Source organism: Klebsiella sp. HMSC16A12, assembly GCF_001808265.1.
GTDB classification, from domain to species: Bacteria; Pseudomonadota; Gammaproteobacteria; order Enterobacterales; family Enterobacteriaceae; genus Klebsiella; species Klebsiella pneumoniae.
Genome location: NZ_KV792650.1, coordinates 34,585 through 47,561, shown reverse-complemented (window position 1 = coordinate 47,561; position 12,977 = coordinate 34,585). Strand labels below are relative to the sequence as shown.

Here is a 12,977-nt window from a genome sequence, read left to right as displayed (position 1 = left end):
TTTCCTCGCCTGAATGAAGAGATGTGGAGCCGTAATGCCTAACAGTTTGACCTGGTGCGACCTGCCTGAAGACGTTTCCCTGTGGCCTGGGTTGCCGCTTTCCCTGAGCGGCGACGAGGTCATGCCGCTGGATTATCACGCCGGGCGCAGCGGCTGGCTGCTGTATGGTCGCGGTCTGGATAAACGTCGGCTGACGGCGTGGCAGCGTGAGCTGGGCGCCGCGTTAGTGATCGTTGCCTCCTGGGTGGTCGAGGATTACCAGGTGATCCGTTTGGCCGGTTCGCTGACTCCCCGTGCGACGCGACTGGCGCATGAGGCGGGGCTGGACGTCGCGCCATTGGGTAAAATTCCCCATTTGCGCACCCCGGGCCTGCTGGTGATGGACATGGACTCCACGGCGATTCAGATCGAATGCATCGATGAGATCGCGAAACTGGCCGGCACCGGCGAGCTGGTCTCGGAAGTGACCGAGCGGGCGATGCGTGGCGAGCTGGACTTCACCGCCAGCCTGCGCCAGCGCGTGGCGACGCTGAAAGACGCCGATGCCAGTATTTTACTGCAGGTTCGCGACGCGCTGCCGCTGATGCCGGGCCTGGCGCAGCTGGTGCTCAAGCTGGAAACGCTGGGCTGGAAAGTGGCGATCGCCTCCGGCGGTTTCACCTTCTTTGCCGAGTATCTGCGCGACAAACTGCATCTCGACGCGGTATTCGCCAATGAGCTGGAGATCCGCGACGGCAAGCTCACCGGCAACGTGCTCGGCGATATCGTCGATGCGAAATATAAAGCCAATACGTTGCGCAAGCTGGCGGAAAAGTATGAGATCCCAACGGCGCAAACCGTGGCTATCGGCGATGGCGCCAACGACCTGCCGATGATTAAGGCAGCAGGGCTTGGCATCGCCTATCACGCGAAGCCCAAAGTGAATGAACAGGCGGAAGTGACTATCCGCCACGCTGACCTGATGGGGGTATTCTGTATTCTCTCGGGCAGCATGAACCAAAAGTAAGAGGTAAACGTGGCGAAAGCTCCAAAACGCGCATTTGTCTGTAATGAATGTGGTGCGGATTATCCGCGCTGGCAGGGGCAGTGCAGCGCCTGCCATGCCTGGAACACCATCACCGAGATGCGCATCGCCGCGTCGCCGCAGGTGGCGAGAAACGAGCGTCTTTCAGGCTATGCCGGTAACGCCGGCGTGTCGAAGGTGCAGAAGCTGTCAGATATCAGCCTGGAGGCGCTGCCGCGTTTCTCCACCGGCTTTAAAGAATTTGACCGCGTGCTGGGCGGCGGCGTGGTGCCGGGCAGCGCGATCCTAATTGGCGGCAACCCCGGCGCGGGCAAATCGACGCTGCTGCTGCAAACCCTCTGCAAACTGGCGGAAGGGATGAAAACCCTGTACGTCACCGGGGAGGAGTCCCTGCAGCAGGTGGCGATGCGCGCCCATCGTCTCGGGTTGCCAACGGCCAACCTGAACATGCTCTCGGAAACCAGCATTGAGCAGATCTGTCAGATCGCCGATGAAGAAAAGCCGCAGCTGATGGTGATCGACTCCATCCAGGTGATGCATATGGCCGACGTGCAGTCGTCGCCGGGCAGCGTCGCCCAGGTACGGGAAACCGCGGCCTATTTGACGCGCTTTGCTAAAACTCGCGGCGTGGCGATTGTGATGGTCGGCCACGTCACCAAAGACGGCTCGCTGGCCGGTCCGAAGGTGCTGGAGCACTGTATCGACTGCTCGGTGCTGCTGGACGGGGATGCCGACTCCCGCTTCCGCACGTTGCGCAGCCATAAAAACCGCTTTGGCGCGGTGAACGAGCTGGGCGTCTTCGCCATGACCGAGCAGGGCCTGCGCGAAGTGAGCAACCCGTCCGCTATCTTCCTCAGCCGGGGAGATGAAATCACCTCCGGTAGCTCGGTGATGGTGGTCTGGGAAGGGACCCGCCCGCTGCTGGTGGAGATCCAGGCGCTGGTCGATCACTCGATGATGTCCAACCCGCGCCGCGTTGCGGTGGGGCTGGAACAGAACCGTCTGGCGATCCTGCTGGCGGTGCTGCACCGTCACGGCGGCCTACAGATGGCCGATCAGGACGTCTTCGTCAATGTGGTCGGCGGGGTGAAGGTCACGGAAACCAGCGCCGACCTGGCGCTGCTGCTGGCGATGGTCTCCAGCCTGCGCGACCGTCCTCTGCCGCAGGATCTGGTGGTCTTTGGCGAAGTGGGGCTGGCCGGGGAAATTCGCCCGGTACCGAGCGGTCAGGAGCGTATCTCCGAAGCGGCGAAGCACGGCTTCCGTCGCGCCATCGTCCCGGCGGCCAATGTGCCGAAAAAAGTGCCGGAAGGCATGCAAATCTTTGGCGTGAAAAAGCTTTCAGACGCGCTAAGCGTTTTTGACGACTTATAATAAGTTAAAAGGAGATTAGCGATGTCGTCATTTGACTATTTAAAAAGCGCCATTAAGCAGAAAGGCTGTACCCTGCAGCAGGTGGCGGAAGCCAGCGGAATGACCAAGGGGTATCTCAGCCAGCTGCTGAATGCCAAAATCAAAAGCCCGAGCGCGCAGAAGCTTGAAGCGCTGCATCGTTTCCTCGGGCTGGAGTTTCCCCGCCGACAGAAAAGCGTCGGCGTGGTGTTTGGTAAGTTTTACCCACTGCATACCGGGCATATCTACCTGATACAGCGCGCCTGTAGCCAGGTCGATGAGCTGCATATCATTATGGGCTATGACGATACCCGCGACCGCGAGCTGTTTGAAGAGAGCGCCATGTCGCAACAGCCGACGGTGCCTGACCGCCTGCGCTGGCTGCTGCAAACCTTTAAATATCAGAAGAATATTCGCATCCACGCCTTCAATGAAGAGGGGATGGAGCCCTATCCGCACGGCTGGGACGTGTGGAGCCATGGGATCCGCGCTTTTATGAGCGAAAAAGGGATCGAGCCGAACCGGATCTATACCTCGGAAGAGGCCGATGCGCCGCAGTACCTTGAGCATCTGGGGATCGAGACGGTGCTTATCGATCCTAAGCGGACCTTTATGAATATTAGCGGCGGGCAGATCCGCGAGAACCCGTTCCGCTACTGGGAATATATTCCGACGGAAGTGAAACCGTTCTTTGTGCGGACGGTGGCGATCCTCGGCGGCGAGTCGAGCGGTAAATCGACGCTGGTCAATAAACTCGCCAATATCTTCAATACCACCAGCGCCTGGGAATATGGCCGGGATTATGTTTTTTCGCATCTCGGCGGCGATGAGATGGCGCTCCAGTATTCGGATTACGATAAAATTGCCCTTGGGCATGCGCAGTATATTGATTTTGCGGTGAAATATGCCAACAAGGTGGCGTTCATCGATACCGACTTCGTCAGCACTCAGGCCTTCTGTCTGAAGTACGAGGGACGTGAGCACCCGTTTGTGCAGGCGCTGATTGATGAATACCGCTTCGACCTGGTGATCCTGCTGGAGAACAATACCCCGTGGGTGGCCGATGGACTGCGCAGTCTTGGGAGCTCGGTGGATCGTAAAGAGTTTCAGTCGTTGCTGGTATCGCTGCTGAAAGAGAACGAGATCGAATTCGTTCATGTGAAGGAGTCGGACTACGATGCCCGGTTCCTGCGCTGCGTCGAGCTGGTGAAACAGCTGATGGGCGAGCAGGGGTAGGGGCTCTGCGGGCTGTTGCCCTCACCCCAACCCTCTCCCAATGGGAGAGGGAGCAAACATTAAAAAAGGCAACTTGCGTTGCCTTTTTGCGTTTTATTTCGCGATACGTTTGTACTTGATTCGCTTCGGCTCCAGCGCGTCGGCGCCGAGAGTGCGTTTCTTGTACTCTTCGTACTCGGTAAAGTTACCTTCGAAGAACTCAACCTTACCTTCATCCTGGTAATCCAGAATGTGGGTGGCAATACGGTCAAGGAACCAGCGGTCGTGCGAGATAACCATCGCGCAGCCCGGGAACTCCAGCAGGGCGTTTTCCAGCGCGCGCAGGGTTTCGATATCCAGGTCGTTGGTTGGTTCATCGAGCAGCAGGACGTTACCGCCGACCTGCAGCAGTTTCGCCAGGTGCAGACGACCACGTTCACCGCCGGACAGCTCGCCAACGCGTTTACCCTGGTCGACGCCTTTGAAGTTAAAGCGGCCCACGTAGGCGCGGCTCGGCATCTCGGTGTTGCCGATCTTCATGATATCCAGGCCGCCAGACACTTCTTCCCACACGGTCTTACTGTTGTCCATCGCGTCGCGGAACTGATCGACGGAAGCCAGCTTAACGGTTTCACCCAGGGTGATGGTGCCGGAATCAGGCTGTTCCTGGCCAGACATCATGCGGAAGAGGGTGGATTTACCCGCGCCGTTCGGACCGATGATGCCGACGATAGCGCCTTTCGGTACCGAGAAGCTCAGATCGTCAATCAGAACGCGGTCGCCGTAGGATTTGCGCAGATGGCTGACTTCCAGAACTTTATCGCCCAGACGCGGGCCTGGCGGAATGAACAGTTCGTTAGTCTCGTTACGTTTCTGATATTCAACGTTGTTAAGCTCTTCAAAGCGCGCCAGGCGGGCTTTGCCCTTAGACTGACGGCCTTTCGCGCCCTGGCGAACCCACTCGAGTTCTTTCTCGATAGATTTGCGGCGTGCGGCTTCCTGAGAAGCTTCCTGCGCCAGACGCTGGTCTTTCTGCTCCAGCCAGGAGGAGTAGTTGCCTTCCCACGGAATACCTTCGCCGCGGTCAAGCTCGAGGATCCAGCCGGCGACGTTATCAAGGAAGTAACGGTCGTGGGTAATCGCCACCACGGTGCCTTCGAAGTCGTGCAGGAAGCGTTCCAGCCAGGCGACGGACTCGGCGTCGAGGTGGTTGGTCGGTTCGTCGAGCAGCAGCATATCCGGTTTTTCCAGCAGCAGACGGCACAGCGCGACGCGGCGGCGTTCACCACCGGAAAGATTAGCGATTTTCGCATCCCAGTCCGGCAGGCGCAGGGCGTCGGCCGCGCGCTCCAGCTGGACGTTCAGGTTGTGGCCGTCGTGCGCCTGGATAATCTCTTCGAACTTGCCTTGCTGTGCGGCAAGCTTATCGAAGTCCGCATCCGGCTCGGCGTATTTGGCATAGACTTCGTCCAGACCCTTCAGCGCGTTAACCACTTCGGCGACCGCTTCTTCCACGGACTCGCGCACGGTGTGCTCCGGGTTGAGCTGCGGCTCCTGCGGCAGGTAGCCGATTTTGATGCCGGGCTGCGGACGCGCTTCACCTTCGATCTCGGTGTCGATACCGGCCATGATGCGCAGCAGGGTAGATTTACCGGCGCCGTTCAGACCGAGCACACCGATTTTCGCGCCAGGGAAAAAGCTGAGGGAGATATTTTTCAAAATATGACGTTTCGGCGGAACCACTTTGCCGACACGATGCATGGTATAAACGAATTGAGCCACGTTGGACTTCGCCTCTTTCTATTTTGATAGATAGTTCAAAGCCGAAGTGTAGCCTTTTTCGCGCGCTAATCCCAGCGAGGCGACAGGATTCACAGAAGCGTAAAAAAATGTCCAGGACATGGCGCGTTTAGCGTTGTCTGATTAGCATAAGTAAAGCCGCCTGCCGAACCGGCAGGGGTTTTTAAGCGGCACGATGCTGCGAAAATGCACCGGAAAGAGGAAGAGCTTGTGGAAAAAGCCAAAAAAATGGCGTGGCATCTTTTGGCTGCCAGCGTTGGTTTGTTGACGTTGAGTCAGCTGGCGCATGCGGATTCACTGGATGAACAGCGCAGCCGCTACGCACAAATTAAGCAGGCGTGGGATAACCGGCAGATGGATGTAGTCGACCAGCTGATGCCCACGTTAAGCACCTATCCCCTGTATCCCTATTTGCAGTACCGACAGATCACCGACGATCTGATGAACCAGCCGGCGCTGGTGGTGAAAAACTTTATTGACGCCAATCCGACGCTGCCCCCTGCGCGTTCATTACGTTCGCGCTTCGTGAATGAACTGGCCCGGCGCAGCGACTGGCGCGGCTTGCTGGCGTTTAGCCCGGATAAGCCGACCAGCACCGAGGCGCAGTGCAACTATTACTACGCCAAGCTGAGCGTGGGGCAGTCGCAGGAGGCCTGGAGCGGGGCGAAAGAGCTGTGGTTGACGGGCAAGAATCAGCCCGGCGCCTGTGAACCGCTGTTCAGCGCCTGGCGCGACTCCGGTCAGCAGGATCCGCTGGCCTATCTCGAACGGATCCGCCTGGCGATGAAGGCCGGCAATATCGGGCTGGTGAAATCGCTGGCCCAGCAAATGCCCGCCAACTACCAGAGCATCGCCAGCGCCGTGGTCGCCCTGGCTAACGATCCAAACAGCGTCCTCACCTTCGCCCGCACCACCGGGGCGACGGACTTTACCCGTCAGATGGCCGCCGTCGCCTTCGCCAGCGTCGCCCGCCAGGACGTGGAAAATGCCCGCCTGATGATCCCTTCGCTGGTACAGGCTCAGCAGCTCAATGAGGATCAGACCCAGGAACTGCGCGATATTGTCGCCTGGCGCCTGATGGGTAGCGATGTAACCGAAGAGCAGGCCATCTGGCGCGATGACGCAATCATGCGTTCGCAGTCCACGCCGCTGGTGGAGCGGCGGGTACGGATGGCGTTGGGGACGGGCGATCGCCATGGCCTCAACACCTGGCTGGCGCGTCTGCCGATGGAGGCGAAAGAGAAAGACGAATGGCGCTACTGGCAGGCGGATCTGCTGCTGGAGCGCGGCAGGGATGAGGAGGCGCAGGCGATCCTTCGCTCGTTGATGCAACAGCGAGGCTTCTACCCGATGGTCGCCGCGCAGCGTCTTGGCGAGGAGTATACCTTCCGCATCGATAAAGCCTCGGGCACCATCGATCCGGCGCTGGCCTCCGGGCCGGAGATGGCGCGGGTACGTGAGCTGATGTACTGGAATATGGATAACACCGCGCGCACCGAATGGGCCAACCTGGTCACTAGTCGCACCAAATCCCAGCAGGCGCAGCTGGCGCGCTATGCCTTCGATCAGCACTGGTGGGATCTGAGCGTGCAGGCGACGATCGCCGGTAAGCTGTGGGATCAGCTGGAAGAACGTTTCCCGCTGGCCTATAACGACCTGTTTGCCCGCTATGTTAGCGGCAAAGATATTCCGCAGAGCTACGCGATGGCGATTGCCCGTCAGGAGAGCGCCTGGAACCCGAAAGTGCGCTCGCCGGTCGGCGCCAGCGGACTGATGCAGATTATGCCGGGCACCGCGACGCATACCGTCAGTATGTTCAGCATTCCCGGCTACAGCGGCCCGTCGCAGCTGTTGGATCCGGAAACCAACATCAATATCGGCACCAGCTATCTGCAGTACGTTTATCAGCAGTTCGGCAATAACCGTATCTACGCCTCAGCGGCCTATAACGCCGGGCCGGGCCGGGTACGCAGCTGGCAGGGGAATAGCGCCGGACGGATCGACGCCGTGGCGTTTGTCGAGAGTATTCCGTTTTCGGAAACCCGCGGCTACGTGAAGAATGTCCTCTCCTATGACGCCTACTACCGCTACTTTATTGGGCAGCAGGATAAGATCCTCAGCGATGCGGAGTGGCGCCAGCGTTACTGATCGCCGGGAAGTATGTTATGCTTTGTACTCGTTGAAGAGTACATTCGACGGGCAGCGTAAGCTGCCCGTCTCAATATGGTGGCGCGATATGACCCAACAATCTCCCTATTCCGCGGCCGTTGCCGAACAACGTCATCAGGAGTGGCTGCGCTTTGTTGCCCTGCTTCAGCAGGCCTATGCTGAGGATCTGCATCTGCCGTTGCTGCAGCTGATGCTGACGCCCGACGAGCGCGAAGCCCTGGGTACCCGGGTGCGCATTATCGAAGAGTTGCTGCGCGGCGAGATGAGCCAGCGTGAGCTGAAAAATGAGCTCGGCGCCGGAATTGCGACCATTACCCGCGGGTCGAACAGCCTGAAATCGGCGCCGGTAGAGCTGCGCCAGTGGCTGGAGCAGACGCTGCTGGCTAGCGATAAATAGCGTTATGGAACGGGCTTAGCGCCAGCACGACCGCCTGGTGGTAAACGCTGCTGCGGGTTAATCTGCCGCCGGTGAAAACCCCAATCGCCCCCTCTTTACGACCGATCTGATCGATGCCGGTATACTGCGACATGACCGGGCCGAGGGCTTCGCCAGCGCGAACCTGCTCAAGAATAACGTCAGGCAACGGCAGCGTGGCTGAGCGCGCTTCTCCGCGCTGGCTGGCGCTTTCGATGACCACCCAGCTAAAGGTGCTGTCATCGTCGATACCGGCTTCGATAGCTACCCAGAAATCGGCATTTGGCCGGGCAAGGCGCGCATTGGCGACGCGATTTCGTGCGCCAGCGCGCGTTTCCTCGCTGCCGAAGGGCTGTTCCGGCACGCCGCTCTCGACGGCGACGGACTCAATGTGGCAGGATCCTTCGCCGAAAATCTCGTCAAAAGCCTGCAGAATTGCCTGAATTTTGGCGGGATTAGTGGTCGCTGAGACAACATGGTGCATAATCAAAACAACTCAGAATAAACTAACGTCATCGCAGTATACTCTAAATCACCCCGAGGGCAGGCGGTAATGCCCGAAAGCGGTTGATAACGAGTCCAGAACGGAAAAAAAGCATGTTACAAGTATACCTTGTTCGCCACGGTGAAACGCAGTGGAACGCCGAGCGACGTATTCAGGGTCAGTCCGACAGCCCGCTGACCGCCCATGGTGAGCGCCAGGCCTGGCAGGTTGGCGAGCGCGCCAGAACGCTGGGGATCACCCATATTATTACCAGCGATCTGGGACGAACCCGCCGCACAGCAGAGATTATCGCCGAAGCCTGCGGCTGCAGCGTGATCGCCGATGCGCGCCTGCGCGAACTGGATATGGGGGTGCTGGAGAAGCGCCATATCGACTCGCTCAGCGAAGAAGAAGAAGGCTGGCGTCGCCAGCTGGTCAACGGCACACCGGACGGTCGTATTCCGCAGGGCGAATCGATGCAGGAGCTCAGCGAGCGTATGCATGCGGCGCTGGCATCCTGTCTGGAATTACCCGCCGGTAGCCGGCCGCTGCTGGTGAGTCATGGGATCGCGCTGGGCTGCCTGGTGAGCACGATATTAGGGCTGCCGGCGTACGCTGAGCGTCGTCTGCGGCTGCGCAACTGCTCTATTTCGCGCGTCGACTATCAGCAAAGCCCGTGGCTGGCTTCCGGCTGGGTGGTGGAAACGGCGGGCGACGTCTCGCATCTTGACGCCCCCGCAATGGACGAGCTGCAGCGTTAACGGCGGATCGGGATCAGATACTCGCAGCGCAACTGAATCGGCGTGGCCTGATCCCGGCTTTCATCTTCAGGGTAGAAGCGTTCAATATCCAGCCCCTTGCGACGCGTCAGGTTCAGCATCGGCATGCAGGTGCCGTAGACGGTCAGGATGAATTCCTGCAGACCGGTACCCAGCCCTTCATACGTAAACATGACATACTCGCCGCCCTCCAGGGTCACTGGATGGGCATGCTGCAGGTGGCCGTTAGCCATCTCCGGCGTCAGCGCGGTGGTATAGAATACTTCCTGCTCATCGTCTTTTTCCAGGCTCGGACGCGGCTCATGCAGCCCGTAGAGCACCGGGGGGATTGACGGTGAGTTGCCGAGGAAGTCTCGCCAGAACTGGACCCGCATCTGGTTACGAAAATCGGAGATTTCCTCGAGCTTACAGGTATAGCTCTGGGTCACGCCAAGCAGCTGAGTAGGGGGCAGAGTGATAAACTCATGTTTCGGCAGGATAAATTCGCCAAGACGCAGCGGCGGGCGCATACCGAACGAGCTCCAGTCCGGCGAGCGGCGGTAGAGCGCCGGCGTCAGCGAGAATTGTTTCTTAAACGCTCGGGTGAAGGTCTGCTGGGAGTCGAAACGGTACTGCAGCGCAATATCAAGGATTGGACGGGCGGTCAGGCGTAATGCGACAGCAGATTTCGACAAGCGGCGCGCGCGAATATAGGCACCGATGGCATGGCCGGTGACATCCTTAAACATTCGCTGCAAATGCCACTTGGAATAACCTGCCTTCGCCGCCACATTATCCAGAGAAAGCGGCTGATCCAGGTGACCTTCCAGCCAGCTAAGGAGATCGCGAATAATCCCTGCTTGATCCATAAAATGTCCCCATCCTTAAACACAGGTGCCTGATATTAAAGTAGCGGATAATAGCATTTTTTGATGTTTTAGCATTCAGTGTTTTTTTTGCTTTTAAATGCGGTAGGTCAGGGGATTTGAACGATAATTTTGTAAAGCTGTGATCTATAAACCTTTTCTGCTAAGTGCGTGATAATCACTCAGCTATATTTTTTAATAATGGTAACAATATGAAATACAAGAAGTTTGCGATGGGGCTGCTCCTGCTGGCCGGTAGCCAGCTGGCTCAGGCGGAGCAGATTGGTTCCGTGGATACGGTCTTCAAATGGTTAGGGCCGGATCACAAAATCGTCGTCGAAGCCTTTGACGATCCGGATGTACAGAACGTGACCTGCTATATCAGCCGGGCGAAAACCGGTGGCATCAAAGGCGGGCTGGGGCTGGCGGAAGATACCTCTGACGCGGCGATTTCCTGCCAGCAGGTCGGGCCGATTGAGCTAACGGACAAAATCAAAAACGGTAAAAGCCAGGGCGACGTGGTGTTCCAGAAGCGCACCTCGCTGGTGTTTAAAAAACTGCAGGTCGTGCGTTTCTATGATGCGAAGCGCAATGCGCTGGTCTATCTGACCTACTCGGATAAAGTGGTTGATGGCTCGCCGAAGAACGCCATCAGCGCCGTGCCGATCATGCCATGGAATAAATAAACGGGAGCGCGCATGCAGCAGCCACGGATTTGGTTAGTTGAGGATGAACAGAGTATCGCTGATACCCTGGTTTACATGCTGCAGCAGGAGGGCTTCCAGGTCAGCGTCTTTGGCCGCGGTTTGCCCGCGCTGGAGGCGGCGGCGCATCAGGCGCCAGATGTCGCCATCCTCGACGTCGGCTTGCCGGATATCAGCGGCTTCGAGCTCTGTCGGCGTCTGCTGACGCGTTATCCGGCGCTGCCGGTGCTGTTTTTGACGGCGCGTAGCGACGAGGTCGATAAGCTGCTGGGGCTGGAAATCGGCGCTGACGATTACATCGCCAAGCCGTTTTCACCACGCGAAGTCTGCGCGCGGGTGCGAACCGTGCTGCGGCGGCTGCAGAAGTTTGCCGCGCCATCGCCGGTGGTACGCGTCGGCGAGTTTGTGCTCGATGAGCAGGCGGCGGCGATCAGCTGGTTCGGCCAGCCGCTGAATCTGACTCGCTACGAATTTCTGCTGTTGAAAACCCTGCTTCACGCGCCCGGTCGCGTCTTCTCCCGTCAGCAGCTGATGGAGCTGGTGTGGATCGATGCCTGGGAAAGCCTCGACCGTACCGTCGATACCCATATCAAAACCCTGCGCGCTAAGCTGCGGGCTGTGAATCCTGAAAAGGCGCCAATCAATACCCATCGCGGTATGGGCTACAGCCTGGGGAGCGGCTGATGCGTATCGGCATGCGCCTGCTGCTGGGCTATTTTCTTATCGTCGCGATCGCCGCGTGGTTTGTGCTGTCGATCTTTGTCCAGGAAGTGAAGCCGGGCGTGCGCCGGGCGACAGAGGGGACCCTCAATGATACCGCTACCCTGTTGGCGGCGCTGGCGCGTGAGGATCTGCTGGCGGCAAACCCGCAGCAGGGCAGGCTGGCGCAGGCCTTTCACCAGCTCAACCAGCAGCCGCTCAACGCCAATATTGGCGGAATTAAAAAGGTACGTAATGAGTACCGCGTCTATCTGACCGATGCCCGGGGCAAGGTGGTGTTTGACTCCAGCGGGCAGGCGACAGGGCAGGACTATTCGCGCTGGAACGATGTCTGGCTCACCCTGCGCGGCCAGTACGGCGCGCGCAGTACGCGCAGCGATCCGCATGATGAAGCCAGCTCGGTGATGTATATCGCCGCGCCGGTGATGGATAAGGGGCGGATTATCGGCGTGCTGAGCGTCGGTAAACCCAACCTGGCGATGACGCCGGTCATTAAGCGCAGCGAGCGGCGGATCCTCTGGGCCGGCGGCGCCCTGCTGGGCATTGCGCTGTTGATTGGCGGCGGCGTCGTCTGGTGGATCAATTTCTCTATCGGCAAGCTGGTGCGCTATGCGGACTCGGTGACCGCTGAGCGCCCGCTGCCGCTGCCGGAGGTTGGCAGCAGCGAATTGCGCAAGCTGGCCCAGGCTCTGGAGAGCATGCGGGTAAAGCTCGAAGGTAAGAATGCCATCGAAAACTATGTCTATGACCTGACCCATGAACTGAAAAGCCCGCTGGCGGCCATCCGCGGCGCGGCGGAGATCCTGCGTGAAGGGCCGCCGCCTGAGGTGGCGGCGCGGTTTACTGATAATATCCTCGCGCAAAACACCCGGATGCAACTGCTGGTGGAGCGGCTGCTCCAGCAGGCGAGACTGGAAAGCCGGCTGGAGATAAAGCAGCATCCGGTGTCGATAGATGCGCTATACCAACGGCTGACGGAGGAGCGCAACATCGCTCTGGCGGCGAAAGCTATCACCCTGCGCTGGCGGGAGAGTGGGATGCTGGTCAATGGCGATGGCGAGCTGCTGGCCCAGGCGCTGGGTAATCTGCTCGACAACGCGATTGACTTTACCCCCCAGGGCGGTGAGATCGCCCTGGCTGCGGAGAAGCGAAATGAAGAGGTGCAATTGAGCGTTATCGACAACGGGTGCGGTATTCCGGACTATGCCCTGGAACGAATCTTTGAGCGATTCTATTCGCTGCCGCGCGAAGACGGCCATAAGAGCAGCGGCCTTGGGCTGGCGTTCGTTCGTGAAGTCGCGCGCCTGCATCACGGCGATATCAATCTGCACAATCGGCCCGAAGGCGGCGTGGTCGCCACGCTGCGACTTCACCGTCCCTTCACATAGCTTCAAATTCTCCCCACACAGCCGTCCTATTGTGAGGCCATC

12 protein-coding genes are annotated in these 12,977 nt (G+C 58.9%); 9 read left to right on the top strand and 3 right to left on the bottom strand.

Annotation, left to right across the window (positions count from 1 at the left end; genetic code table 11):
* Positions 1-34: 34 nt before the first annotated feature.
* From serB to nadR, 3 genes are read left to right on the top strand one after another with little or no spacing between them, the layout of a single operon-like run.
* On the top strand, positions 35-1,006 hold the full coding sequence (gene serB, locus HMPREF3140_RS25775) for a phosphoserine phosphatase (RefSeq protein WP_004177487.1): 972 nt from the start codon (positions 35-37) through the stop codon (positions 1,004-1,006).
* Between the two features lie 9 nt (positions 1,007-1,015).
* On the top strand, positions 1,016-2,398 hold the full coding sequence (gene radA / locus HMPREF3140_RS25770) for a DNA repair protein RadA (protein WP_002887800.1): 1,383 nt from the start codon (positions 1,016-1,018) through the stop codon (positions 2,396-2,398).
* Between the two features lie 21 nt (positions 2,399-2,419).
* A complete protein-coding gene (gene nadR, locus HMPREF3140_RS25765; protein ID WP_002887802.1) occupies positions 2,420-3,652 on the top strand; it encodes a multifunctional transcriptional regulator/nicotinamide-nucleotide adenylyltransferase/ribosylnicotinamide kinase NadR in 1,233 nt (410 codons plus the stop codon).
* Positions 3,653-3,745: 93 nt separating this feature from the next.
* On the opposite strand, the gene ettA is transcribed toward nadR, so the two are convergent.
* Positions 3,746-5,413 carry an energy-dependent translational throttle protein EttA gene (gene ettA, locus HMPREF3140_RS25760; protein WP_002887805.1) on the bottom strand — a complete coding sequence of 556 codons (1,668 nt, stop codon included), beginning with the start codon at positions 5,411-5,413 and terminating at the stop codon, positions 3,746-3,748.
* A 228-nt stretch (positions 5,414-5,641) separates the two neighbouring features.
* Between ettA and sltY the strand changes: the two genes are divergently transcribed.
* Positions 5,642-7,579, top strand: a complete 1,938-nt coding sequence (gene sltY, locus HMPREF3140_RS25755; RefSeq protein ID WP_040226612.1) for a murein transglycosylase — start codon at positions 5,642-5,644, stop codon at positions 7,577-7,579.
* Positions 7,580-7,667: 88 nt separating this feature from the next.
* Positions 7,668-7,997: a trp operon repressor gene (gene trpR, locus HMPREF3140_RS25750; protein ID WP_002887809.1), complete on the top strand. Its 330-nt coding sequence runs from the start codon at positions 7,668-7,670 to the stop codon at positions 7,995-7,997.
* On the opposite strand, the gene yjjX is transcribed toward trpR, so the two are convergent.
* The gene (gene yjjX / locus HMPREF3140_RS25745; protein ID WP_004178555.1) at positions 7,984-8,499 is read right to left on the bottom strand and encodes an inosine/xanthosine triphosphatase; all 516 of its coding nucleotides are present in this window, start codon (positions 8,497-8,499) and stop codon (positions 7,984-7,986) included. The two genes, trpR and yjjX, sit on opposite strands and share 14 nt — an antisense overlap.
* A gap of 113 nt (positions 8,500-8,612) precedes the next feature.
* Here yjjX and gpmB point away from each other — a divergent pair, with 113 nt between their 5' ends.
* Entirely contained in the window at positions 8,613-9,260 is a 648-nt protein-coding gene (gpmB, locus tag HMPREF3140_RS25740; protein WP_002887811.1) for a 2,3-diphosphoglycerate-dependent phosphoglycerate mutase GpmB, read from the top strand.
* Here gpmB and robA read toward each other — a convergent pair.
* Complete coding sequence (gene robA / locus HMPREF3140_RS25735) at positions 9,257-10,126, bottom strand: MDR efflux pump AcrAB transcriptional activator RobA (protein WP_064186150.1); 870 nt, start codon at positions 10,124-10,126, stop codon at positions 9,257-9,259. The two genes, gpmB and robA, sit on opposite strands and share 4 nt — an antisense overlap.
* 209 nt (positions 10,127-10,335) lie before the next feature.
* Between robA and creA the strand changes: the two genes are divergently transcribed.
* Genes creA through creC form a run of 3 tightly spaced genes read left to right on the top strand, consistent with a single transcriptional unit; the run spans position 10,336 to position 12,935 of the window.
* A complete protein-coding gene (gene creA, locus HMPREF3140_RS25730) occupies positions 10,336-10,809 on the top strand; it encodes a protein CreA (protein WP_002887814.1) in 474 nt (157 codons plus the stop codon).
* Positions 10,810-10,821: 12 nt separating this feature from the next.
* On the top strand, positions 10,822-11,511 hold the full coding sequence (creB, locus tag HMPREF3140_RS25725; protein WP_032410780.1) for a two-component system response regulator CreB: 690 nt from the start codon (positions 10,822-10,824) through the stop codon (positions 11,509-11,511).
* A complete protein-coding gene (creC, locus tag HMPREF3140_RS25720; RefSeq protein ID WP_002887823.1) occupies positions 11,511-12,935 on the top strand; it encodes a two-component system sensor histidine kinase CreC in 1,425 nt (474 codons plus the stop codon). Before creB ends, creC begins: the two co-directional genes overlap by 1 nt.
* The last annotated feature ends 42 nt before the right edge of the window (positions 12,936-12,977 follow it).